The sequence below is a fragment of the Streptomyces sp. NBC_01474 genome (assembly GCF_035918215.1).
Taxonomy (GTDB): Bacteria; Actinomycetota; Actinomycetes; order Streptomycetales; family Streptomycetaceae; genus Streptomyces; species Streptomyces aureus.
In genome coordinates this window covers 6,469,730-6,494,519 of the sequence record NZ_CP109449.1, presented here as the reverse complement: position 1 = coordinate 6,494,519, position 24,790 = coordinate 6,469,730, and the positions used below count along the sequence as shown (strand labels likewise).

Sequence of the window (24,790 nt, the reverse complement as noted above, 5' to 3'; positions counted from 1 at the left end):
GGTGTTACGTCACACCTCGGCGTAGCTGAGCCGGGGCTCCGCCTCCGTGGCCTCGACGGGAGCCTCCGCGGCGGCCGGGCGGCGAAGGTATACAGCCCAGGTGAGGGCGAAGCACGCCGCGTAGAAGACGAGGAACCCGACGAAGGCGGCCGTGCCGGTGCCCGCGGTCTGGAAGGACTGGCGGAAGGCGAGGTTGATGCCGAGCCCGCCGAGCGCGCCCACCGCGCCGATCAGCCCCATCGAGGCCCCGGACAGACGCCGCCCGTACGCCGCGGCCTCCTCCCCCGCGAGCCCCCTGGCGGCTGCCTTGGCCTGGAAGATGCCGGGGATCATCTTGTACGTCGACCCGTTGCCCAGGCCGGTGAGCACGAACAGGGCGATGAACGCCGTGGTGAACAGCGGCAGCGACTTCTGCGTCGACGCGAGGACGACCACGGCGGTGGCGGCGGCCATCCCGACGAAGTTCCACAGCGTGATGCGGGCGCCGCCGAACCGGTCGGCGAGCCGGCCGCCGACGGGCCGGATCAGGGAGCCGAGCAGCGGCCCGATGAACGTGATCGACGCGGCCTGCAGCGGCGTCCTGCCGAACTGTGTCTGCAGGACGAGCCCGAACGCGAAGCTGTAGCCGATGAACGACCCGAACGTCCCGACGTACAGGAACGCCATGATCCATGTGTGCGGGTCGCGCACGGCCTCCTTGGCGGCGCCGGTGTCGTTCTTCACGGTCGCGAGGTTGTCCATGAACAGCGCGGCGCAGATAGCCGACACCGCGATGAGCGGGATGTAGATCCCGAGCAGTACGCGCGGCCCGCCGCTCGCGCCGATCACGGCGAGCCCGGCGAGCTGCACGACGGGGACGCCGATGTTGCCGCCGCCCGCGTTCAGACCGAGCGCCCAGCCCTTCTTCCGCAGCGGGAAGAAGGAGTTGATGTTGGTCATCGACGAGGCGAAGTTGCCGCCGCCGACCCCGGTGAGCAGCGCGCACACCATGAACGTCGTGTACGAGGTCCCCGGCTCCATCACGGCGAACGCGGCGACCGTCGGGATCAGGAGCAGGCTCGCCGCGAAGATCGTCCAGTTCCGGCCGCCGAAGCGGGCCACGGCGAAGGTGTAGGGCACGCGGGCGACCGCACCGACCAGCGTGGCCATCGAGACCAGGAAGAACTTGCCGGCCGGGTCGATGCCGTACTCGGGCCCCATGAACAGGACCATCACGGACCACAGGGTCCAGATCGAGAACCCGATGTGCTCGGACAGGATGGAGAACGCGAGATTGCGCCGCGCGACCTTCTCGCCGCCCTCCTGCGACCAGAACGTCTCGTCCTCCGGATCCCACCTCTGGATCCAACTCCGGGCTGCCATCACACGCCTCCAGGGTCACGGTTCTCGGCTGATGACCCCGAAGGTAGGGAGGCGGGATTACCGCGCTGTGCCGCACCGTGACCGGCGGGGAACGTTGCTCTCACCGGGCACGGGGCCCGGCGGTGAGCTTCGCTCCCCGGCGTGGGTCAGGTCGTGGGCGTGGTCAGGTCGTGGTGCCCGCCCACTTGAGGCTTGCCGAGCCGCCCTTGTCCCACTTCAGCGTGACCACGTCGTCGGCCTGCGTCAGGTTCGCCCCGAAGACCTCGTCGCCGGTGTCCTTGCCCATGCACTTGACGGCTATCCGGAACGCCCCGCCGCTGCGGTTCTCCCCGATGCCGGTACAGATCCCCTTACCGCCCGCGTCGATGTAGGACACGCTGTACTTGCCCTTGGCCGTGCCGGTCGCGACCTTGTCACCGACCGTGAGGGTCCTGGCCTGCTCGTCCTGCCACTGGCCCTGATAGCCGGTGGACCCGGCGGGCCGCTCCTCCACCGTCCCCGAGGGGTCGCTCGGCTCCTCGACGGGGTCCTCGGTCGTGGGGTCCTCGGTCGTGGGCTCGTCGGAGGGCTCGTCCGACACGGTGGGCTCCGCGGACACGGAGTCCTTCGCCTTCGGCTTGTCGTCGCCGCCGCCGCTGTTCGTGGCGAGGAAGATCCCGCCGACGATCACGACGAGCGCGACGACCGCGGACCCGACGATGACGGCCGTCCGCCGCTTGCCACCGCTGCCCTGCGGGGGCGGGGGCGGCGGATAGGCACCCCCGCCGTAGGGCGGCTGCCCGCCGTACGGGGGCTGCCCGTACGGGGGTTGCCCCTGCGGCTGTCCCTGCGAGGGCTGACCGTAGGGGGGTTGAGCGCCGTATCCCGACTGATCCCCGTAGCCGGGCTGGCCTCCATAGCCGGGCTGGTCGCCATAGCCAGGCTGATCCCCGTAAGCGGGCTGGTCGCCGTAGCCGGACTGGCCCTGAGGGGCCGGTGGCGGTGTCTGCGGGGTCTGCGGCGGAGTCGGCGGCGGGGTCGGCGCCCCGGCGTACGGGTTGTCCTGCCCGCCGCCGGACGGCGCCTGCGGCGGGGTGGGCGGCGGCCCGTACGCCGGGTGGTGCCCGGATCCGTCCTGCGGTGGCTGGCCGGGAGGCTGTGTCATCGGTCCGGGTCCCCCTCGTGGTCCTGCGGTCACTGGTCGCTCATGCCCCAACCTCCCCCACCCCTGCTCACCGCACAACCCCGTCTAGCGGCTGTGTGCCCGCTTCTTGACGCCGTTCGGCCACAGCCGCGGGCGCCGCTTGGCGGCCAGGTCCTCTACGTACCTTGCGGTGGCGGGCTTGACGCGGGTCCACTCGGTTTGGGTCATGCTCGCCAGGCGCGACGACCCGTCAGGGGCGGGCTCACCACCCAAGACCCCGCCCCACACCATTTCACCCCCGATGCGCCCCGCTCCGCGGTCCTTTCTTCTCCCTGCCGTCCGGCCACAACCTTGGCTTGCGTTTGGCAGCGAGATCCTCGGCCCAGCCGAAGGTCATGATGCAAACAGCGACGAGAAGCCACACGAAGACCAGAACGGGCCAAGGGCTCTCCAGAAGCCAGGAAAAGTGCCGCCACATCACATCGACGTTCCACAGCTGATCCCACATGGTCGCTGCGATGAGAATGCACACGTTGTGCCACAAGTAGATAGTCACGGCACGTGAGTTGAGCAGTGTGATCAATCTGTCGAAGGGACGCAGCAACCGTGGCCACTGTGACCACGACGGGCTGTAGTGCAGGAGCAGCACCACTGTCGAGAAGGACCACAGGGACTGCCCGAACGGGATGTCGTCCAGGTCGTGGCCTGATCTGAAGCCGTGGGTCAGGGCATACCACAAGCCCAGAGCAGCGATGGCCGGAACTACGGACGGGACGCCGTAGCGCGGGATGCGCCGGAGAACGCCTTCGTGGTGTGCCATGCCCAGGATCCAGCAGGCGCCGAACGTGCTGAAGTCGGTGAGGTTCGAGTCGATCCGAACATACGGAATGTGGATGTAGCCGAATTCAAGGCCAGCAGACAACACGATCGGGGCCAGGACTGTCGCCCACGGCAGTGCCCGCAGAGCCCTCAGCAGGAACGGCGATAGCAGGACGAACCAGAGGTACGCGCGGATGTACCAGAGTGGCCCCGCAAGTTCCGAGGCCCAGTCGTCGCCGAGGATGCCGTGGATCCCGTGCAGGCCCTCGGCGTAAGGCGGATCGCTCAGCGGCAGAACCCAGAAGGTGAGGTGCAGCCACCACCAGCCTGGATGACCTTCGGAATCGGGACCCCAGCCCTGCAGCAGCATCCCCGACAGCCCGATCGCGCCGAGGAGCCACAACGGAGGGAGCAGTCGGCGCATCCGGCTACGTATGACCTGGACGGGTGGGCGCTTGAGGGAGCGGGCCATGAGGTTGCCCGCCAGCGCGAACATCACGCCCATGGAGGGAAAGATGACGGGTAGCCAGGCCCAACCCATCAGGTGGTAGAAGACGACGCGGAAGAGTGCCAGAGCCCGGAGGAAGTCGAAGTAGCGGTCCCTTTCAGGGGCGCGCCGAGGCTCCGCCGCAACAGGCTGCGCGGGAACGGTGAAGCGCCCTTGATGCAACTGCCCGGCAACAGGTGTTGGGTTGGTCATGCCACTTGTTTCCGATCTTCCGTGTTCTGGCGCCCATGAGATGCGATACCGGACAGGTCCATGCGTCCGGTGCGCCGCAGCTTCTGCCAGCGCAGCCGGCCGCCGGTGAGCGCGGTGATCCAGGACTGCAGCAGCACGACGTACATCAGCTGCCGGTAGAGGACCTGCTGGAGCGGGAGTGAGATGAGATGGGTCATGCGTTCGCGGTCGAGCCGGAAGGCGTACGCCGCGCAGACGGCCTGGACGGCGAGGACGCCGAGCCAGGCGACGATCGTCTTCTCCGTGGGGCCGAACACGAGGCCGTAGAGCAGGAAGACGTCGATGAGGGGCGCCAGGAGCGGTGCGAGGACCATGAAGAGGGCGACGAACGGCAGGCCGATGCGGCCGAAGCGCCCGGAGGGGCCCGACTCGATCACGGAGCGGCGGTGTTTCCAGATCGCCTGCATCGTGCCGTACGACCACCGGTAGCGCTGGGACCAGAGCTGCTGGACCGACTCCGGGGCCTCGGTCCAGGCGCGGGCCTTCTCGGCGTAGACGACGCGCCAGCCGTCCCGGTGCAGGGCCATGGTGACGTCGGTGTCCTCGGCGAGCGTGTCGTCGCTCATGCCGCCGATGCGCTCCAGCGCGCTGCGGCGGAAGGCGCCCACGGCCCCGGGGATCGTGGGCATGCAGCGGAGCATGTCGTACATGCGGCGGTCGAGGTTGAAGCCCATCACGTACTCGATGTGCTGCCAGGCCCCGATCAGGGAGTCCTTGTTGCCGACCTTCGCGTTGCCCGCGACCGCGCCGACGCGGCCGTCGCCGAAGGGCTGGACGAGCTCGCGGACGGTGGACGGCTCGAAGACCGTGTCGCCGTCCATCATCACGATCAGGTCGCACCGGGCGTTGGCCAGGCCCCTGTTGAGCGCCGCCGGCTTGCCCGCGTTGTGCTGGCGGACCACCCGGACGCCTGGCAGGCGCAGATTCTCGACGATGCGGGCCGTGCCGTCGGTCGAGCCGTCGTCGATGACGATGATCTCGATGGGGTGTTCGCTCGACATGAGTGAACGCACCGTGTTCTCGATGCACTTGGCCTCGTTGAACGCCGGGACCAGGACCGACACCGGTTCGGTGAGGGGCGGCCCCCAGGAGAATCCGCGGCGCCGCACGCGTCGGGCATGCGCCCCGGACAGGAGGAGCATCAGGCCGAAGCGGGTGAAGACGAGGACGCCGATCACGGCGAGGCCCACGACGAGGACGTCCGTCACGTTGTCCGACGCGTCGACGGCGTAGATCCACGCCTTGCCCTTGGCCAGCTCGAGACCGTGCACGGGCGTGTGGGCGCTGGGTGCGCCGAGCGCCTCGGTGAGGTTGACGAAGTCGTATCCCTGGCTCTGGAGCTGGGGCAGGAAGCGGTCGAGGGCGGCGACGGTCTGTGAGCGGTCGCCACCGGAGTCGTGCATCAGGACGATCGCGCCCTTGCCACCCTTGGGCGTGGCGCGGCGGATGATCTCGTCGACGCCGGGGCGCTTCCAGTCCTCACTGTCGGTGTTGTTGACGACGGTGATGTACCCGCGGCTGCCGATGTACTTGGTGACCGGCCACGACTTGTTGTCCATGGCGTCGGCGAACGAGGAGTACGGCGGCCGGAACAGCGAGGTGCGGATGCCGGCCGCACCGGCCAGGGCCGTCTGGTTCTGGGTGAGTTCCCAGTCGATGCGGCTCTTGGAGTGGTACGAGAGGTCGGGGTGGTTGAAGGTGTGCAGGCCGACCTCGTGGCCCTCGTCGACCATGCGTTTGACCAGGTCCGGGTAGCGGGAGGCCATGGTGCCGGTGACGAAGAAGACGCCGTGCGCGTGGTGTTCCTTCAGGACGTCGAGGACCTTCGGGGTCCACTCCGGGTCGGGGCCGTCGTCGAAGGTGAGGACGAGCCGGTGCTCGGGCACGCTCATGCTGGTCTCGCGCCCGCCGCGGGTGTCGATGACGGGGCCGCCCTCGAGGATCTTCTCGGGCACGTGATCGGTGGCGGCGGGCGGCTGGATGCGGTGGTCGGCGAGGATCTCGCTGTGCACGTACCCGCGGAGCATGAGCATCGCGAGCAGGGCGACAAGGAGCAGCGACGGCAGCAGGTAGCGCATCGGCAGGCGGCGGCGAAGCAGCGCCCTGCGGTTGCTGCGTGGGCGGGAGGACATTTACAGGATGCTGCTTTCCGGGGACGAGGCCGTCGGCGGTCCGGCCGGACTCTGGCTCGGGTCGACGGGCGACGCGAGGGGTGACCCGACGGGCGGCGCGGCGACGGTCTGCGTGCCGTCCTGGGCCGGGGAGTCCGACGGCTCGACGGGTGGTCCGCTGTCCGACGGGGACGGCCCGCCGGGACCGGGCGAGCTGGGCGGCTCCGAGGGGCCGGGGCCGGGGTCGGGCGAAGTGCCGGGGTCCGGCTTGCCAGGGCCGCCGGACGGCTTCGGGTCGGGCGACTTACCGGGTTTGTCTCCCGGCTTGGCGCTCGCGCTGCCGTCGACGCCGGTCGACGAACCGGCGCTGGGCTCGCTGGTCGCCGCTGCGGTGCCGGAAGCGCCGGGATCGGCCGTGGCGGCCGCCGAGGAGGACGGCCTGGCCGCCGGGTCGGCGGGCAGCGGCGACGTGTCCACCTTGCCCGCGGGCTTGTCGCGGTCCTCGCCCTGGATGGGCAGCCAGGGAGCGTTCGAGTTTCCGGAGAGCAGTGTCGCCACGATGACGACGGCGTAGACCGCGCAGATCATCCCGAGGATCGCGCCGAAGCGGCGGTATCTGCGGTTTCGCCGGCCCGAGTCGTCTACGAAGACCGGGACTTCCTTGTCGGCGGCACCCTCGCGCCGCGCAGCGATGAGTTCGTCCAACTGACGGCCTGCGCCGTCGAGTTGGACCGTTACTTCATTAGGATCGTGAGTCTGCCCGGAACGGGCATTTTCTCGCCAATGTTCCACCGTACGCACATCCCCCCAAGGACATGAACATTGGGTGCGCGCACGACGTACCGAGCCCTCGTCGTTCGGACCGGGCCCCCACCCGATCCGAGCGCCCCCCTTATCACAATGCGCTCGGACGACGAATGTAGCGCACGCGAGTGACAGCCGTGCCCAACCCTCAGTCCTGATTCATCATGATGAGTGCATCTATGGCCGGTATCCAGGCTCCTGGGGGTTTACGGAGCCAGTCGTTCTCCTCCGCGAGCGTGGCCGCCGCGGCACGGAGCGCGTCGATCCCCGGGTGCACGAGTCCTGTTGGCCACACCAGCGACACCGGCGACAGGGGCACGGGGTCGGTCAGGGGCCTCACGACGGAGCCGGGCATGGCCGGAAAGTCCCCCGCGGCGAGCACCGGGGTCCCGGTCTTGGCCATGATCCGCCGGAACTCCTCGACGCCCACGGCGAGCGGCGCGGGCGGCGCGACCGCTATCCCGCGCCCCTCGAAGAGCCGCCCGGCCAGGTCGGTCCACTCCGGTGTACGGGGATTGCCCGCGCCCGCGTACACCGTCTCGCCCGCGAGCCGCGCGAGCGGCACGGCCTCCAGGGCTGCGAGGGGATGACCGTCCGGCAGGACCACCGTCATCGGCTCGTACCGCACGGGCTGCTGCGAAAGGCGCACCCGCACCGCCGGATCGAGCCCCGCGTACCGCCCGAACGACGCGTCCAGGCGGCCCGCGGCCATCTCCGCGGCGGCGCCGGTCAGACCGCTCTCGTAGCGGGCCATCAGTTCGCACTGGGGGGCGAACTCGCGGGCCCGCTCCAGGATGCGCTCGAAGACGAGGCCGGGGCTGTTCACGTCGACGAGCAGTGGCCGCACCGCCCCTGCGGCCGGGCGGCGCGTGAAGGCGGCGAGCAGTTCGTCCTGCGCGTCGAGAACCCGCCGCGCGTACGGCAGCAGCCGCGCCCCGTCCGCGGTCAGGGCGACCTGGCGCGTGCTCCGCGCGAACAGCTCGGCGCACAGCTCCCGTTCCAGCCGGCGGATGTCCCTGCTGAGGGCCTGCTGCGCGACGTACAGCCGGGCTGCGGCGCGCGTGAAGTGCAGCTCCTCGGCGACGGCGAGGAACGCGCGCAGCAGCCGGGGCTCCAGGTGGGCGGGGGCGGACGCGCCGGGCGCGGTCGGCTGGTCGGGCATCCGGCGAACTTACAACGCCGGCGCGTGAATCGGTACGGAGAAGGTGTTGGACCGGGCGCCCGGCCCACGGCGACGCTGATCACATGCCCGACGCGATATCCGAGCCCGCCACCGCTCCCCTGACCCCCACCCACCGGCCACAGCCCGGCCGCTCCCCGTACGTCCGGCTCCTGTCCACGCCCGGCGCCCTCGCCTTCACGCTCGGGAACCTCCTCGCCCGCCTCCCCATGGGCATGTTCAGCGTCAGCGCCGTCATCATGATCGCCGGGGCGCGCGGCTCGTACGCGCTCGCCGGGGCCGTCACCGCGACCGGGATGGCCGCGACCGCGGTCGTCGCCCCGTGGACGGCACGCCTCGTGGACCGGTACGGGCAGGCCAGGACCGCCGTACCCGCCACGGCGGTCGCGGTCTGCGGATCCCTTGCCCTGCTCCTGTGCGTGCACTACGGAGCGCCCGACTGGACGCTCTTCGCGGCCTACGCGGCGACGGCCACGACGCCCAACACGGGCGGCATGTCGCGCGCCCGCTGGGCCCATCTCCTCAAGGGCGACCCGGCCGCCCTGCACACCGCGAACTCCTTCGAACAGGCGGTGGACGAGCTGTGTTTCATGCTCGGCCCGGTGCTCGCCGCCTTCCTGTGCGGGTCGCTCTTCCCGGAGGCCGGCACCCTGATCGGCGCGGTCCTGCTGATCACCGGTGTACTGGTCTTCGCCGCGCAGCGCGCCACGGAACCGCCCACCCATGGGCGGACGGCCACGAAATCGCCCCTCCGCGCGCGCGGGATGCCCGTTCTTCTGGCGTCGTTCCTCGCCACCGGCGCCGTGTTCGGCTCGATGGAGGTGGTCACGCTCGCGTTCGCGGACGAGGCGGGCCACAAGGCGGCGGCCGGCGCGGTCCTCGCACTCCAGGCGGCGGGTTCCGGTGCGGCGGGCCTGGTCTACGGGGCGGTGCGGCCCGCCGGTCCCGCGGCGCGCCGCCACCCGTGGTGCGTCGCCGCGATGACCGTCCTGCTGGCCCTCCCCCTGCTCGCGGCGCTCACCGGCTCCCTCCTTGTGGTCGCCGGGGCTCTCCTTGTCGCCGGTATGGCGACGGCCCCGACGATGGTCACGGGCATGACGCTGGTCCAGGCCCGCACCCCCGAGGGCCAGCTGAACGAGGGCATGACCCTCGCCGTGACCGGCCTGCTCGGGGGCATCGCCTGCGGGGCGGCGGCGGGCGGCTCCGCGGTGGAGCGCCTCGGCCCCACCGCGGGCTACGCGGTCCCGGCCGCCGCGTCGGCGTGCGCGCTCGCACTCGCGCTCATCGGTTACGTACGCAGCGACGTACGCGACCGTACGTAGTCACCCGCAGCCGTCAGCACACCGCCGGCTTGCGCCACGAGCACTCCAGGTCACCCTTCCGCTCGGACACCGGCACGGACCGCAGCGAGCGCGGCTGCACGGCGACCGCCGCGTCCGCGTCGGACTTCGCGAGCGTCACCACGATCGCGTCCTCAAGGGGCTTGACGGAGTCGACCAGGTAGTTGTTCTGGACGATGCTGTACACGAGATCACGTCCACCGGCGTCCTTCACATAGCCGGAGAGCGCGGATGCGCCGGTCAGGGACCCGGTCTTGCCGCGGGCGTTGAGCGCGGCCGGTGTCCCGCACATCCGCGAGCGCAGGGTGCCGCCGACGAACCGGTCCGGGGCGCAGGCCACCGGCAGCGCCTTGTACCAGTCGCCGAACCACGGCTCGGCGCGCACCGCGAGCAGCAGCTTCGCGATCTGGCCCGCCGGGATGCTGTCCATGCGGGAGAGCCCGGACCCGTCGGCCTGGCGCAGCCGCCCGGTGTCGACACCGATGCCCGTCAGATAGCCGCGGATCGCCGCGAGTCCGTCGTCCCAGCTCCCGGCGCGGCCGGTCGCCTTCGCGCCCATGGCCTTGGTGAGGATCTCGGCGTGCATGTTGTTGCTCAGCTTCATGAAGGGGATCAGCAGGTCCTTCAGCGGCATGGAGTCGTGCGTGGCGAGCCGCACGGCGCCCGTCGGGGTGGCCCGCCCGAGCCTCGTTCCGCCCGACACCTTCACGCCGTGCGCGGCGAGCGCGTCGCGGAAGACGGAGGCCGCGTATCCGGTGGGCTCCCAGACGGTGACCCACTCCTTGGTGGTGTCCCCGCCGACGGGAACGGTGCCGCTGACGGTGACCGTGTTCGTGCCGTGCCGCCGCTCGACGGTGAGGCTGTCGTCACCGCCGGCCGCGACGGTCGTGGCCCGCACGTCGATGTCCACGTAGTGAGTCCTCGGCGTGACGGTGATCTTCGGCTTGTCCCCGGCCTTCGCGCCCGGCGAGGCCTCGACGATCACCGTTCCGGTGTCGTAGTCGGTGTCGGGCGCGACGCTCAGGGCGGAGATCTGCGCCGAGTAGTACGAGGACTCGTCGTCGGCGGCCCACGAGCGGCCCAGGCGCTGGCTGTCGAAGGCGGTGTCGTCGGCGACGAGGCGACCGCTGACCGACTTCACGCCCGACGCGGCGACTTTGGCGGCGAGCTCGTCGTAGTCCTTGGCGAGGGCGGTCGGGTCGCCGGTGCCGCGCAGATAGAGATCGCCGTCGAGGACGCTCCCCCGCTGCCGCCCGTCACTGAGCACGTCGGTGGTGAACCGGTAGCCGGTGCCGAGGAGTTCCGTCGCGGCGGTCGAGGTGAGGAGTTTGGTGTTGGACGCGGGCATCAGGCGTCCGGTGGGATTGTGCTGGTAAAGGATGTCGCCGCTGCTCGCGTCGGCGACGACGACGCTCGCCGCGCCGCCTTCCATGGACGGGTCGCCGAGGATGGTGTCCATGGCCTCGGGGAGGCCGGTGCTGTCGCCGTCGGCACCGGCCGGTGAGCCCCAGGTCAGGCCCGCCGCGAGCGCGACGAGGGCGGGCCAGACGAGGTAACGCCGTTGACGCGCAAGGGGATTGAGGAGTCGTCTCACAGGTCCGTCGGGTCTACTCATGCCTCAGGAGCATCCCGGATCGCGGCGCCCAGGGACAGGGTGCGTCAGCCGAGTCCCCCGGACCACACAGGACTCATCGCGCGCCTGTGGCACAACGACGGCACGACGAAGGCCCGGCTGCATCGCAGCCGGGCCTTCGTCTCACATGGGAATTCTGTGGAGATGGCGGGAATCGAACCCGCGTCCAACGGTGCAGCAGCAGGGCTTCTCCGTGTGCAGTTCGCTTCGATTTTCTCAGCCCCGGAGATCACGCGAACAAGTCTCCGACGGGCTCAGTCACTGTTTGATTTCCCATCGAACCCCGTGACCGGGCTCGACGGTTTAGTCCCCTAGATTATGCCAGGATCCGGGTCGGGAACATCCCCGGGCTGACACCCTTTTAGGGTCCTTCACTCACTGCTTATTAGGCAGCGAGGGCGAAGGACTGGGAATCGCTCTTAGAAGTGGCGATTATTGGTTGCGACATATGGTTAACGAGATCATTGTCGCTTCCTCGACACGCTTCCCCTGCTTCGACAGCCGCTGTCGAAACCGATCATCCCCATGTTGATTTTTCAAAACCGGATCTTTCGATCCGGGGCGTCCCGTCACCAGCGGGACAACACCCATCGTACGTGACCGACGGGCAACGGTGCCAGCCTATTACCGGCGGACCGGGCAGGACCCGAGCGCGGCTCAGCGCTCCCGCGCCCGCTGCCGCCGCTTGGCCGACGCGATGGCGCGGTCCGAGTCCCTGCGGTCCTGCTGCTCGCGCAGCGTCTGCCGCTTGTCGTACTCCTTCTTGCCCTTGGCGAGCGCGATCTCCGCCTTCGCGCGGCCGTCCTTGAAGTAGATGGCCAGGGGCACGATCGTGTGACCCGTCTCCTGGGACTTCGACTCCAGCTTGTCGATCTCCTCGCGATGCAGGAGAAGCTTGCGCTTGCGGCGCACGGAGTGGTTGGTCCAGGTGCCCTGGCTGTACTCGGGGATGTGGGCGTTGTGCAGCCACGCCTCGTTCCCGTCGATCTGGACGAAGCCGTCGACCAGCGAGGCGCGGCCCTGTCGCAGCGACTTCACCTCGGTGCCGGTCAGGACGATGCCCGCCTCGTACGTGTCGACGATGGCGTAGTCGTGCCGGGCCTTCTTGTTCTGCGCGACGATCTTGCGCTTGCCGTCCTTGTCCTTGGCGGACTTCCCGGACGCGCCCTGCTTGGGCTGTGATTCCTTCGGTACGAACATTCCCTTAGACATAGTGCGCCCATTTTCGCACTACGAGGGGTCCCCGAGGCCACTCAATACTGTCTCGGCCCGCTGCCGGGCGCCCTCCTCGGCCTCGAGGTCGGGGGTGATGCCCCGGCCGTCGACGGCGCGGCCGGTGGGGGTGCGGTAGTGGCCGACGGTCAGCTCGGCCACGGAGCCGTCGGGAAGCCGGCTCGGCATCTGGACCGAACCCTTGCCGAAGGTCTTCGAGCCCACGACGACCGCGCGGCCGCGGTCCTGGAGAGCCCCGGTGAGCAGCTCGGCCGCACTCATCGTGCCGCTGTCGACGAGCGCGACCACCGGTCTGGAGGTGTCGCCGCCGCGCTCGGCGTGCAGGGCGCGCTGGCGTCCTCGTACGTCGTACGTCGCCACGAGCCCGCCGTCGAAGAACGCCGACGCCGCGGTGACCGCCTCCGTGACCAGGCCGCCCGAATTGCCGCGCAGATCGAGGAGGACGCCGTCTCCGTGGGGGGCGTCGCGCACGGCGGACCGTACGCGATCACCCGAGCCCTTGGTGAAGGCGGCGACCTTGATCAGGACGGTGCCCCCGGGGAGGCGGGAGACGGCGACGGACTCGGTGGCGAGGTTGGCCCGGCGCAGGGTCTCGGTCCACGCGCGCGTACCGCGCGCCAGGCCGAGCCGGACCGCCGTCCCCGCGTGCTCGCCGCGCAGTAGGGAGACGACCTCGGTGACGGGGCGGCCGGTGACGGGCCGGCCGTCGACGGTGCGGAGCCGGTCGCCGGGACGCACGCCCGCGTGCGCCGCGGGGGAACCGGAACCTACCTTGGAGACCTCGATCCGGCCGTCGGCGGTACGCCTGGCCCAGAGGCCGACGCCCGTGTACTGGCCGTCGAGTTCCTGCTCGAACTCCTTGTACTCGCCCTGCGAGTAGACCGCGCCCCAGCGGTCGCCGCTGCGACTGACGGCCTCCTCGGCGGCCTGCGTTGGGGACTTGCCGTCGGCCATCGCCTCGGCGGCCGCGTCCCGCACGTCCTCGTGTCCGCCGCCGGTGGCCGAACCGGCCGGACGCCCTTCGGACTTGCCGCCCTCGGCGCTCCACGAACCCGTCGCGACGCCGGTCGCGAGGACGCTCGCGAAGACCAATGTCAGGGCCGCCCCGCGGCCGAAGCGGCGGGGCCTGGAGAACAGTTCGGGGCCCGACATGACGGTGAGTCTAGGACAACGCGAAGCGCCGTACGGCTCGTTGAACCGCACGGCGCCCTGCGACTCCGGGGAGTCTTGTCACACCTTCAGGTACTTGCGCAACGCGAAGAACGCGGCGATCGCGGGCATCAGCAGGCCGATCGCGAGGACGAGCGGCAGCTTGGTCAGGACCGCGTCCCAGCCGATGAAGTTGATCAGGTTCAGCTTCTCCGAGAGCGCCAGACCGTGGTCGATCATGAAGTAGCGGCCCACGAGGAGCATGCCGCAGGCGACCACACCGCCGATGACTCCGGCGACGGCGGCCTCCATGATGAACGGCATCTGGATGTAGAAGCTGGACGCGCCGACCAGGCGCATGATGCCGGTCTCTCTGCGGCGGCTGAACGCCGAGACGCGCACCGTGTTGACGATCAGCATCAGCGCGACGACGAGCATCAGCGCCATCACGGCGAGCGCCGCCCAGTTCATGCCGTTGAGGAGTCCGAAGAGGTTGTCCAGGATGCCCTTCTGGTCCTGCACGGACTGCACCCCGTCACGCCCGTCGAAGGCGGTCGCGACGACCTGGTACTTCTCCGGGTCCTTGAGCTTGACCCGGTACGACTCCTGGAGCTGGTCCGGCGTCAGCGAGCTGGCCAGCGGGGAGTCGCCGAACTGCTCCTTGTAGTGCTTGTACGCCTGGTCCGCCGACTCGTGGGAGACCTTCTCGACGACCGGCATCTTGTCCAGGTCGGAGCGGATCTGCTGCTTCTGCTCGGCGGTGACGGCTCCCTTGGCGCACTTCGGGTCCGACTCGGCGTCGCCCTTGTTGCACAGGAAGATCGAGACGTTGACCTTGTCGTACCAGTAGCCCTTCATCGTGCTCACCTGGTCACGCATGAGCAGCGAGCCGCCGAACAGGGCGAGCGAGAGGGCGACCGAGACGATGACCGCGAAGGTCATCGTGAGATTTCGGCGGAGACCTACGCCGATCTCCGACAGGACGAATTGGGCGCGCATGGCGTCTGCTCAGGCCTTTCTCAGTGCTCTGGTGCTCACGGGGCTCAGTGCTGGTAGCCGTAGACGCCGCGCGACTGGTCGCGGACGAGACGGCCCTTCTCCAGCTCGATGACGCGCTTGCGCATCTGGTCCACGATCTGCTGATCGTGGGTGGCCATCACGACGGTCGTCCCGGTGCGGTTGATCCGGTCCAGCAGCTTCATGATGCCGACCGAGGTCTGCGGGTCGAGGTTGCCGGTCGGCTCGTCGGCGATCAGGAGCTTGGGGCGGTTCACGAAGGCGCGGGCGATGGCCACACGCTGCTGCTCACCACCGGAGAGCTCGCCGGGCATCCGGTCCTCCTTGCCGCCCAGGCCGACGAGGTCGAGCACCTGGGGCACGGACTTGCGGATCTCGCCACGGGACTTGCCGATGACTTCCTGCGCGAAGGCGACGTTCTCGCCGACGGTCTTGTTGGGCAGGAGCCGGAAGTCCTGGAAGACCGTGCCGAGCTGGCGGCGCATCTGCGGCACCTTCCAGTTGGACAGTCGTGCCAGGTCCTTGCCCAGGACGTGCACCTGGCCGTGGCTGGTGCGCTCCTCGCGCAGGACCAGCCGCAGGAAGGTGGACTTTCCGGAGCCGGAAGATCCCACAAGGAAGACGAATTCGCCGCGCTCGACCTCGAGGGACACATCCCTGAGGGCGGGCCGGGTCTGCTTGGGGTAGGCCTTGGAGACGTTGTCGAATCGGATCACGGGTGCGCCTCGGTGCATCGTGGGCGTCGGGGGTAGGTGAGCGTGACCATACGCGAACCCGGCTGCCCGCCGCAGTCGGCGTCCTTGGTTGAGCGGTTTGTCCCGATGATTGCCCGGTCACAGACAGGTCCTGGCGGGAACGGAACGGGTCCAAAAGGGGCAGCATCCGGGGAGGTGCGCCGAAATCCCCGGAAGCTGGCACAGTGGTAGGGGGAACGGTTGCGTTCCCCGGAGCGTTGTGCGGAGAGAATTGTGCTGTGGCGGCTCCGCCGCGCGGGAGGAGGAAGAGCGCATGACCTATGACCGGCTGGTGTGCGCGAACTGCGCGGCGCCCGTGAGCGAGGGTCGCTGCCCCGTATGCCGGGCGAACCGTGAGCGACTTCAGCAGGAGAGCCCGTTCGCGGGTCTGCACCCGATGGCCCTGATAGTGCTTGTGGCTGTGCTCATCGCGGCGGTGGCGCTCCTCGCCCACCAAACCGTCTAAGACACCGAGAAGGGCCCGGAGCGATGCTCCGGGCCCTTCTCGCGTTACGTGCGGACGTACGCGCCTACGGCTGCCTAGGCAACCGTGCGGCCGCCGCCGACGAGGCGGGGCAGCAGGCGGAAGCCGATGCCGCCGGCGATCATCGTCGCGGCGCCGATCAGCAGGAACGTGGTCTCGGCGGCGCCGGTCTCGGCCAGCTCACCGCCGGACTTGCCGTTCTGGGCGGGCTGGGCGACCGGCACGGAGCCGGTGTCCTGCAGGCTGTCCTTGCCCTGGCCCTGCTCGACCGGGTTGTTGCCGCCGTCGGGGTCGGTGTTGCCGTTCCCGCCGCCGTGGTTGCCGCCGCCACCGCCGTGGTGGTGGCCGCCGCCGTTGCCCGGCGTGGTCGGGTCCTCGGTCGGCTCGGTGGGCTCCTCGGTCGGGTCAGTCGGCTCCGAGGTGGGCGGGTCCGTCGGGTCCTCAGTGGGCGGGTCCGTCGGGTCCTCGGTGGGCGGGTCCGTCGGGAGGCCGGTGGGCGGATCCGTCGGGTCCTCCTCGCCGCCGATGGCGACACCGGCTGCGACACCGTCCTCGCCCGCGTGCACCTTCGCACCGACACCCGGAAGGTTGACGCCGATGTCGAGGGCCGAAGCGGCGCCCGCGGCGGTCAGCGACGCACCCGCCGCGATCACCGCACCGGCTGCTATCCGCGCGACACGAATGCGCGTCTTCTTGGTCATCTGCCTGCTACCCCCAGTAGCTAATCGTTGATGGAGCAGCGCGCGGGACGGGGGCCGCCCGGGGGGTAGTCGGCGACTGCTGGCCCGTCCCCCGGTGCACACGCGTCCCACTGATACGCATGCCGCGCGTCAGCCTTCCCAGTTTTCATGTCAGCGTCAAGGTCGTTGCGTACGTGATGCCCGAAATCAGGGGAGTTGACCGACGTACGGACATGTGACTGTGACGTAAAAGGCAACTGCCGCCCGGTGGGCGGCAGTTGCCTTGTCGACAAAGCTGGAAAAGACCTGAGGTTACTTCTCCTGCTGCTTGCGCCAGCGAATTCCCGCTTCGAGGAATCCGTCGATCTCGCCGTCGAGCACCGACTGCGGATTACCGACCTCGAATTCCGTCCGGAGGTCCTTGACCATCTGGTACGGATGCAGGACATACGAACGCATCTGGTTTCCCCACGAGCTGCCGCCGTCCTTGAGGGCGTCCATCTTGGCCCGCTCCTCCTGACGCTGCCGCTCGAGGAGCTTGGCCTGGAGGACGTTCATCGCGGTCGCCTTGTTCTGGATCTGCGAGCGCTCGTTCTGGCAGGAGACGACGATGCCGGTGGGCAGGTGGGTCAGACGGACCGCGGAGTCCGTCGTGTTCACGCCCTGGCCGCCGGGGCCCGAGGAGCGGTACACGTCCACGCGCAGCTCGGACTCGTCGATGTCGATGTGGTCGGTCGTCTCGACGACCGGGAGCACCTCGACGCCCGCGAAGGACGTCTGGCGGCGGCCCTGGTTGTCGAAGGGCGAGATACGGACCAGCCGGTGCGTGCCTTGCTCGACCGAGAGCGTCCCGTACGCGTACGGGATCTGCACGGCGAAGGTGGTCGACTTGATGCCGGCCTCTTCCGCGTACGACGTCTCGTAGACCTCGGTCTTGTAACCGTGGCGCTCGGCCCAGCGCAGGTACATGCGCTGGAGCTGCTCGGCGAAGTCCGCGGCGTCCACACCGCCCGCCTCGGCGCGGATGTTGACCAGCGCCTCCCGGGAGTCGTACTCACCGGACAGGAGGGTGCGGACCTCCATCTCGTCCAGCGCCTTCTTGACGGAGGTCATCTCGGACTCGGCCTCGGCACGGGTGTCCGGGTCGTCTTCCTCCTCGGCCATCTGGAAGAGCACGCTCAGGTCGTCGATCCTGCCGCGCAGGGTCTCCGCCTTGCGCACCTCGGCCTGGAGGTGGCTCAGCTTGCTGGTGATCTTCTGTGCCGCGTCGGGGTCGTCCCACAGGGACGGTGCGGCCGCCTGCTCCTCGAGCACGGCGATATCTGCCCTCAGCTTGTCGAGGTCCAGGACGGCCTCGATCGACTCCATGGTCGAGGAGAGGGACTTGAGCTCTTCGGAAACGTCGACGACTGCCACGACACCAGCGTAACGGCTGGGGCAAGTGCTCCGGTCCTGGTGGCCGCGGGGCCGGGTCCGGGGGCCTGCCGGGCCGCCTCAGGGAGAGGCCGGAGCCGACTGCCCGGGGTTCTTGCCCGGCGTCGCGTCCGCGTCGTCGCCGCCCACGGCCGCCCACGTGCCGATGCCGGCCGCCACCACGAGGACGGCTCCGGCCACGCCGAGCGTGATCCTCCGGCGCCGGGCGGAGGCGCGGTGGCGGGCCGAACCGGGGCGGGGCGCTCCGGCCGCGCGAGGGGCGCGGGCGGTACCGCGGGCGCCGCCCGCCAGCTCGTCGGGGGCCGGGACGCGCATCGACGTGTGCGTGTCCCTGTTCGAGTCGGCGGGGGTCGCGCCGGGGACCAGCGGGACGGCGCCGCGGCGGGCGGCGGGCGTCTCGGGCGCGGCCGGGGCGGCCTCCGGCTCCGGGTCTGGCTCGGTGTCCGGCTCGTCCACGTCGAGGGGCGCCATCCCGGCGAGCTGGGGCAGCTGCTCGCGCAGGCGGGCCGCCAGCTCGGAGGCGCGCAGACGGGACGCGGGCGCCTTCGCCAGGCACTGGACGAGGAGCTGCCACAGCTCGTCGGGGATGCCCGGGAGCGGGACGACCGTCTCCGTGACGTGCCGGCGCAGGATCGCGCCGGGGTGGCCGCCGCCGAAGGGCGTGAACCCGGCGAGCAGCTCGTACAGGACCGTCGCCAGGGCATAGATGTCGACGGCGGCGCGCGGCGGGAGGCCCTCGATGAGTTCGGGGGCGAGGTAGTCCGGGGTGCCGATGATCTTCGTGGCGCGGGTGCGGCGCGGGGAGTCGATGAGCTTGGCGACGCCGAAGTCGGTCAGGAGCGCCGGGTGGGAGCCGCCGGGGCCGAGGGGGCCCTGCATGTCCAGGAGGACGTTCTCCGGCTTCACGTCGCGGTGCACGATCCCGGCGGCGTGCGCGGCGGCGAGCCCGTCCGCGATGTCCGCGACGATGGCGACCGCGGCCTCGGGGGCCAGGCGCCGCTCACGGTCGAGCCGGGTGCGCAGGTCTGTGCCCCGTACGAGGTCCATGACCAGGGCCAGGTCGTTCCCGTCGACCACCAGGTCACGGACGCCGACCACGCGCGGGTGGTCGAGGCTGAGCAGGGCCGTGCGCTCCTGGACGAAGCGGCCCACGAGCTCCTGGTCGGAGGCCAGGTCCTCACGCAACAGCTTGATGGCGACGGGCCCCTCGGGTCCCTCGCCCAGCCACACCGTGCCGGCGCTGCCGCGTCCCAGGATCTGGTTCGCGGTGTACCGGCTGCCGATCTTCCGTGCCAAGACTGCTCCTACAGACGCGTGTTGGCGCCCAAGCTACGCGGCTCGGACGCCAACCATCACATCCGCGGGGGAAATCACCCTCCGGAAGTCGACAAATCTCCAACATCGCACCCAACGCCGGGTGCGTGCGGCTCACTTCAGTTGCCGGAACCCCCGCTGCCGCTCCCCAGATCGCCGATCCAACCGGTGACCGTGTCGTACCAGTCCGACAGCTGGGCCCAGTAACCCTTGCCCGTGCCGATCCAGTCCTGGAGCGGGGTGAACTCCCAGACGAGCCAGCTCACCACGAACAACATGACGACCATGAAGAGGCAGCCCTTGAGGCAGCCGAGCCCCGGGATCTTCATCCGGTTCGCACTGCGCTGCCTCGGCTGCCGCGGCTCACGCTGCGGCGCCTGCGGCTGCGGCTGGCGGGGCTGCTGCGGCGGCGCGTACTGCTGCTGGGGCTGCGGCGCGTACCGCTGCGGCTGCTGCGGCTGCTGCCGACGGGGCTGCTGGGGCGCGTACTGCTGCTGAGGCGGCTGCTGGGGCTGCTGCTGCGGGTGCCCCTGCTGGCGCTGCGGCCGGCGGCGCAGCGGGTCGTCGTTCGGGTCCAGGTACTGGACCTGCGTCTGCTCGTTGCGGTCGCGGGCCGCCCGCATCTGGTTCTGCCAGGGGTGCGGGTCGTCCGGGTTCGCGCCCGGCTGGTGCGGCGGGACCGGCGGCATGACGGCCGTCGGGTCGGCCGCGCCCCGGTTCGGCAGGACCGAGGTGGGGTCGGCGTCACCCATGCCGGTGGACTGCATGACGCTCGTCGCCGCGTTCGGATCGTACGAGCCCGCGTTACTGGGCAGTACCTGCGTCGGGTCGGCCGCACCGGGCATGCCCGGCACCTGCGCGGGCGCCGGATCCGGCATGAGGAGGGCACCGACGCCCTCGGCGGCCGCGATCTGCGCGGAGTTCGCGTGCACGCCGATGCCCTCGGCGACGGCGCGCAGGCCGCGGGCGAGGTTCTCGGCGCTGGGGCGCTCCTCGGGGTTCTTGCGCAGGCAGCGCTCTATGACCGTCCACAGCGGGTCGGGCACCGTGGACGGGCGGCGCGGTTCGGCGCTCAGGTGCTGGTGCAGGACCTCGAGCGCGGACCCCCCGGAGAACGGCGGCCGGCCCGTGACCAGCTCGTACAGCAGGATTCCGGCGCCGTAGATGTCCACCGCGCTGGTCTGCGGGCGGCCCTCGGCGGACTCCGGCGCGACGTACGCGGGCGTGCCGACGAACTCGTGCGTGCGGGTCAGGCCCGGGGAGTCGGCGAGGCGGGCGATGCCGAAGTCGGTGAGCATCGGGTGCATCTCACCGCCGTTCTGCTTCAGCAGGACGTTCGCCGGCTTCAGGTCGCGGTGCACGACGCCGTCCGCGTGGCTCGCCGCGAGCGCGTCCGCGACCTGGGCGGTCAGCAGGGACGCGGCCACCGGGGAGAAGGGGCCGTTCTCGCGGAGGTAGCGGTGCAGGTCGGGGCCTTCGACCAGGTCCATGACGAGGGCGAGGAGCTCGCCCTCGACGACCAGGTCGCGGGTGCGCACGATGTTCGGGTGCGTCAGGCGGAGCAGCACGGAGCGCTCGCGCAGGAAGCGCATCACGACATCCGCGTCGTTGGCGAGCTCCTCCTTGAGGACCTTGATCGCCACGGTCTCGCCGGGCTGCCCGGCGACGGCCGCCTCGGCCCCCGCGGTCTCCCGCTGGCGGGCCCGCCAGACGGTGCCCGTGGCGCCGCGTCCGATCGGCTCCTCGAGCAGGTATTTACTGCCTACCGGCCGCACGTCATGCGCTCCCTGCTTGCTGCGTACTGGCGTACTGCTTGGTCTTGCTCGTTCCTGGGTGTTCCGACCCACTGTAGTGCCGTCGAACAACCCACTGTCTGTTGATCTTCCGCGACTCCCTGCCCGCCGGAGCCGCGTTCGACGGAAAGACGCTCGGGGTGGGCTGTTGGTTGCCACCGGCAAGGGCGTGAGCGGTCCCAAGCGGCATCATGCAGGCACTTTTGCGGGCAGAGCCGACCAATCAAGATCACTTACGGGTGGCCGACGGGCGTGTTGTCGGTGGCAAGTGCGAGGATGCCTCTCGTACTGGCCTACGTGCCCGTTGTGCGGTGGGGGATCTGCGGTGGGGTGACCGCGGTGCAGCCCCTTCCCGGGCGCCCGCGCAGAAGGGACCGCTGACGCGATGCAGATCCGGCTGACCGTCGTAGACCCCCTGGGGACGCGCCCCGACCCGCAAGGCCGCGCGGCGTCGTGCGACGTGCTGGTCACCGCCCCGGCGGGCACCGCGCTCGCCGCGGTGGCCTCCGCCCTGGTGGCGGCCGTCGCCGGCGGTGAGGGCACGGCGATCCTCTACGCGGGACCCGAGCGGCTCGACGGGCAGCGGTGCACGCTGGGCGAGCCGCCGCTGACCGACGGGGCCGTGCTGTCCCTGGGCGTTCCCGCCGAGCCGGGACCCGAGATCGAGGGCGCCGCGGCGCAGCTCCATGTGGTGGCGGGGCCCGACGCGGGCGGTGTGCATCTGCTGCACGGCGGCGAGATCCGCGTGGGCCGCTCCGCGGACGCCGATGTCGCGCTCGACGACCCCGATGTGTCCCGGATGCACTGCGCTGTGACGCTCGGCACGGACGGCCGTGTGACGGTCACGGATCTGGGCTCGACGAACGGGACGACGGTCGACGGCAGCCCCGTCGGGGACCGCCCCGCCCGGCTCGCCCCCGGCGCCCTCCTGCGCCTCGGTGAGTCCACTCTGCGGCTGGCCCCCGAGGGTGCCGCGGGTTCCTCGGCTTTCAACGGTTCCTCGGGGCCCGTACTGCGGACGGCGCCCGACGGCGAGGGCCACGTCCGCGTGACGACCCCGGACGCGGGCGCATCCGAAGTCCCCTCCGCCGATCCCGCTCACGCGGGCGAGACCCGGCACACGTACGGCCCCGCCGCGCTCGCCGCCGGTTCCGGCCCCGTCGTGCCCGAGCAGGGCGGGCCGCCCTCCGTCGAGAGCACGCCGATCATCACCCCCGCGCGCGGGACGCCCGTGCCACGCGAGCAGCGCAGGCGCGGCGGGCTCGGCGCCTGGGCACGGCGCCTGGCCGGCGGGCGCACGGACGGGGACCTGTCCCCGTACGACAGCGGCGCCTACGACGGCGGGCCGCCGCACGTCCCCGAGACCTTCGCGCCCGCCTCCCCCTCCTCCAGGGGATCCTCCGAGGCGTGGCCCGACGCCGCCGCGCTGCTGCTCACCGCGCTCGGCCCGGGGCACCGGCTCTGGGAGCGCGGCCCCGAGCACCCCGAGGCGCTCGCGGTGCGGCTGGGCACGGACGACCGGACGTCCCCGGACCGCACGGGGCTGCTGCCCGGCGTGCCGGTGACGGTGGGGCTGCGGGAGGCGGGCGCGCTCGGTCTCGCCGGGCCGCGGGCGCGGCTGTCGGGCGTGGCCCGTTCCGTCGTCGCGCAGCTCGCGGCGCTGCACTCACCGGACGTGCTGGAGATCGTCCTGGTCAGCACGGACCGGTCGCGCGGCGTCCAGGACCGCGCGGCCGAGTGGTCCTGGCTCGGCTGGCTCCCTCATCTGCGTCCCGCGCACGGCCAGGACTGCCGGCTCCTCCTGGCGTACGACCGTGAGCAGGCGGTGGCCCGCACGGGCGAGCTCCTGCGCCGTCTCGACGACCACATCGCGGATGAGTCGCGCCGCTCCGACGCCGGGACGGCGGCCGCCCGCGCGGGGCAGCAGCAGGCCGGCTTCGGGCCCATGGTGCCGAGGTCCCGTTCGGGTGAAGCCGCCGACGCCGGGGAGCGCGGGGGCCGTATGACCGCGCCCGGGCCGTACGGGCACGAGGGTCCGGGCGGCCGGTCCGACGCCGTGGCGGACGGCCACGGGGATTCCAGGCCCACCACGGACCGGGTCAGGCGCGCGTCGGAGTACGCCGCCGGGCACCCCGCCACGGAGGATGCCTGGCCGCCCGGGACGGCACAGGGACCCGGCGCCGGGCACCGCTGGACCGGCCCGCTGACCGTTCTCGTCGTCGACGGGGACCCCGGGCCGGCCGGGCTGCGCGAGGCCACCGTGCGGCTCGCGACGGAAGGGGGCCGGGCCGGGATCCACGTCATCTGTCTCGCCGAGGCCCCCGCGTCCTCGCCCGCGTCGCCGGTCACCCAGACCTATGAGATGGCGTGCGCCGTGTCGCCCGCGTTCAAGTCGTGCGGCGCCGTCGCGCTGCTCAGCGGGGACGTGGCGACGGCGCTGCGGCTGTTGCGGACGTCCCACGGCCAGGTCGTCGGGCACGGCACGGTCGCCGCGATCGACGCGGTGTCGGCGGCCTGGGCCGAGCGCTTCGCGCGCGCCCTCGCCCCCTTGCGCACCGACAGCGGCCCGAGCGAGCCGCACCCCCGGGTCTCGGCACCCCTGCCCCAGATCGCCCGCCTGCTGGACGAGTTGGGGCTCGCGCGGGCCACGCCCGCATCCCTGATGGCCCGCTGGGCAGCCGCCGGGGACGACACTGAGGCGCTCGGCGGGCGCGCCTGGGCCGTGCTCGGCGCCGGGCCGCGCGGCCCGGTCGTCGTGGACCTGGCCGCGGAGGGCCCCCATCTCCTGATCGAGGGCCCGGCGGGCAGCGGCCGTACGGAGCTGCTGCGCTCGATCGCCGCCTCGCTCGCGGCGGCCGAGCGGCCGGACCGGCTCGGGCTCGTCCTCGTCGACGGCCGGGACGGCACGGGTGGCGCCGACCGGGGCGACGGACTGCGCGTCTGCACGGACCTGCCGCACGTCACGACCCATCTGGCGGCCAACGACCCGGTGCGTATGCGGGAGTTCGCCCAGTCGCTCGCCGCCGAGCTGAAGCGCCGCGCCGAGCTGCTCGGGCGCCAGCACTTCGCCGATTGGCACACCCACCGCGAGGTGTCGGGCCGGATGGTCTCCCAGCGCCCCGCGCCGCCCCGCACGTCCGACCAGGGCGCCGGGGACCTGGAGGCGCCACCCAGCTCGACCATGCGCCTGCGGCCCGCCGCCGCCCGCAAGGAGGCCGACCCGGCGCCGCCTCTGCCCCGGCTCGTCGTCCTGGTGGACGACCTGGACGCGCTGCTCTCGCCGCCGCTCGGCTCGCCGGGGCGGCCCGCCGCGGGATCCGTCGTACGGGCCTTGGAGGCCGTCGTCCGGGGCGGCGAGCGGCTCGGGGTGCATCTGGTCGCGGCCCGCGCGTCCGGTTCCGAGCCGGCGTGGGGTGTGGCGCTTCGGGTCGTGCTCGACGCCCCGTCGGCCGGTCCCGACGATCCGGCACCCGGCCGCGGCCGGCTCTCCGGCGCCGACGGACGCGAGCTGGCGTTCCAGGCGGGCCGGGTCACGGGGCGCATCCCCCGTACGGCCACGCAGCGGCCCACGGTGGTGGCGCTCGACTGGACGCGGATGGGTGACCCGCCGACCCGGCGCCCCGTACGGGAGCTGGGGAACGGGCCGACCGATCTCGCCCTGCTGGCCAGCGCGTTGGAGCGGGCCGCCCGGTCCGTCGCGGCACGGGAGGTGCCGTCCCTCCTGTGACGGCACGCCCGGCGGGACGGCCCGGGAATTCCCAACACCCCATGTTCAAGGCCGACATCACGACCCCGTCACGATCTTCGAGCTGACCCGGCAGGTGCCCTTGCCGGGGGTCCC

General features: G+C 71.3%; 19 protein-coding genes and 1 other RNA gene. 3 read left to right on the top strand and 17 right to left on the bottom strand.

Annotation, left to right across the window (positions count from 1 at the left end; translation table 11 throughout):
• Positions 1-9 precede the first annotated feature (9 nt).
• From OG758_RS29675 to OG758_RS29645, 7 genes are all read right to left on the bottom strand, one after another.
• A complete protein-coding gene (locus tag OG758_RS29675) occupies positions 10-1,362 on the bottom strand; it encodes a nitrate/nitrite transporter (protein WP_326712746.1) in 1,353 nt (450 codons plus the stop codon).
• 163 nt (positions 1,363-1,525) lie between these two features.
• Positions 1,526-2,506 carry a hypothetical protein gene (locus tag OG758_RS29670; protein WP_326712745.1) on the bottom strand — a complete coding sequence of 327 codons (981 nt, stop codon included), beginning with the start codon at positions 2,504-2,506 and terminating at the stop codon, positions 1,526-1,528.
• 84 nt (positions 2,507-2,590) lie between these two features.
• Complete coding sequence (locus OG758_RS29665) at positions 2,591-2,713, bottom strand: hypothetical protein (protein ID WP_326712744.1); 123 nt, start codon at positions 2,711-2,713, stop codon at positions 2,591-2,593.
• A 64-nt stretch (positions 2,714-2,777) separates the two neighbouring features.
• Positions 2,778-4,004 (bottom strand): acyltransferase family protein, encoded by a 1,227-nt coding sequence (locus tag OG758_RS29660; protein ID WP_326712743.1) that lies wholly within the window; start codon positions 4,002-4,004, stop codon positions 2,778-2,780.
• Positions 4,001-6,175 (bottom strand): glycosyltransferase, encoded by a 2,175-nt coding sequence (locus tag OG758_RS29655; protein WP_326712742.1) that lies wholly within the window; start codon positions 6,173-6,175, stop codon positions 4,001-4,003. Before OG758_RS29655 ends, OG758_RS29660 begins: the two co-directional genes overlap by 4 nt.
• On the bottom strand, positions 6,176-6,859 hold the full coding sequence (locus OG758_RS29650; protein WP_326712741.1) for a hypothetical protein: 684 nt from the start codon (positions 6,857-6,859) through the stop codon (positions 6,176-6,178). It abuts the gene before it with no gap.
• A gap of 247 nt (positions 6,860-7,106) precedes the next feature.
• Entirely contained in the window at positions 7,107-8,120 is a 1,014-nt protein-coding gene (locus OG758_RS29645; protein ID WP_326712740.1) for a LysR family transcriptional regulator, read from the bottom strand.
• Positions 8,121-8,203: 83 nt separating this feature from the next.
• On the opposite strand from OG758_RS29645, the gene OG758_RS29640 reads away from it, so the two are divergent.
• Complete coding sequence (locus tag OG758_RS29640) at positions 8,204-9,460, top strand: MFS transporter (protein WP_326712739.1); 1,257 nt, start codon at positions 8,204-8,206, stop codon at positions 9,458-9,460.
• Positions 9,461-9,473: 13 nt separating this feature from the next.
• Here the strand turns inward: OG758_RS29640 and dacB are convergent, their stop codons facing one another.
• The 6 genes from dacB to ftsE form a co-directional block, all read right to left on the bottom strand.
• Positions 9,474-11,093: a D-alanyl-D-alanine carboxypeptidase/D-alanyl-D-alanine endopeptidase gene (dacB, locus tag OG758_RS29635; RefSeq protein WP_326712738.1), complete on the bottom strand. Its 1,620-nt coding sequence runs from the start codon at positions 11,091-11,093 to the stop codon at positions 9,474-9,476.
• 154 nt (positions 11,094-11,247) lie between these two features.
• Positions 11,248-11,636, bottom strand: a transfer-messenger RNA (tmRNA) gene (ssrA, locus tag OG758_RS29630).
• 132 nt (positions 11,637-11,768) lie between these two features.
• Positions 11,769-12,311: an SsrA-binding protein SmpB gene (gene smpB, locus OG758_RS29625; protein ID WP_326712737.1), complete on the bottom strand. Its 543-nt coding sequence runs from the start codon at positions 12,309-12,311 to the stop codon at positions 11,769-11,771.
• Between the two features lie 30 nt (positions 12,312-12,341).
• Positions 12,342-13,496 (bottom strand): S41 family peptidase, encoded by a 1,155-nt coding sequence (locus OG758_RS29620; protein ID WP_326712736.1) that lies wholly within the window; start codon positions 13,494-13,496, stop codon positions 12,342-12,344.
• A 78-nt stretch (positions 13,497-13,574) separates the two neighbouring features.
• The gene (gene ftsX, locus OG758_RS29615) at positions 13,575-14,492 is read right to left on the bottom strand and encodes a permease-like cell division protein FtsX (protein WP_326712735.1); all 918 of its coding nucleotides are present in this window, start codon (positions 14,490-14,492) and stop codon (positions 13,575-13,577) included.
• Between the two features lie 44 nt (positions 14,493-14,536).
• Entirely contained in the window at positions 14,537-15,226 is a 690-nt protein-coding gene (ftsE, locus tag OG758_RS29610; protein WP_116512695.1) for a cell division ATP-binding protein FtsE, read from the bottom strand.
• 292 nt (positions 15,227-15,518) lie between these two features.
• Here ftsE and OG758_RS29605 point away from each other — a divergent pair, with 292 nt between their 5' ends.
• A complete protein-coding gene (locus OG758_RS29605) occupies positions 15,519-15,710 on the top strand; it encodes a hypothetical protein (RefSeq protein ID WP_266563623.1) in 192 nt (63 codons plus the stop codon).
• 74 nt (positions 15,711-15,784) lie between these two features.
• Here OG758_RS29605 and OG758_RS29600 read toward each other — a convergent pair whose 3' ends face one another.
• The 4 genes from OG758_RS29600 to OG758_RS29585 all read right to left on the bottom strand — a co-directional run bounded on the left by OG758_RS29600 (position 15,785) and on the right by OG758_RS29585 (position 20,931).
• Positions 15,785-16,429: a hypothetical protein gene (locus OG758_RS29600; RefSeq protein ID WP_326712734.1), complete on the bottom strand. Its 645-nt coding sequence runs from the start codon at positions 16,427-16,429 to the stop codon at positions 15,785-15,787.
• Between the two features lie 291 nt (positions 16,430-16,720).
• Positions 16,721-17,824: a peptide chain release factor 2 gene (prfB, locus tag OG758_RS29595; protein ID WP_326712733.1), complete on the bottom strand. Its 1,104-nt coding sequence runs from the start codon at positions 17,822-17,824 to the stop codon at positions 16,721-16,723.
• Positions 17,825-17,902: 78 nt separating this feature from the next.
• On the bottom strand, positions 17,903-19,138 hold the full coding sequence (locus OG758_RS29590; protein WP_326712732.1) for a serine/threonine-protein kinase: 1,236 nt from the start codon (positions 19,136-19,138) through the stop codon (positions 17,903-17,905).
• A 137-nt stretch (positions 19,139-19,275) separates the two neighbouring features.
• Complete coding sequence (locus OG758_RS29585) at positions 19,276-20,931, bottom strand: serine/threonine-protein kinase (protein ID WP_326712731.1); 1,656 nt, start codon at positions 20,929-20,931, stop codon at positions 19,276-19,278.
• A gap of 403 nt (positions 20,932-21,334) precedes the next feature.
• Here OG758_RS29585 and OG758_RS29580 point away from each other — a divergent pair, with 403 nt between their 5' ends.
• Positions 21,335-24,676: an FHA domain-containing protein gene (locus OG758_RS29580; protein ID WP_326712730.1), complete on the top strand. Its 3,342-nt coding sequence runs from the start codon at positions 21,335-21,337 to the stop codon at positions 24,674-24,676.
• Positions 24,677-24,790 lie beyond the last annotated feature (114 nt).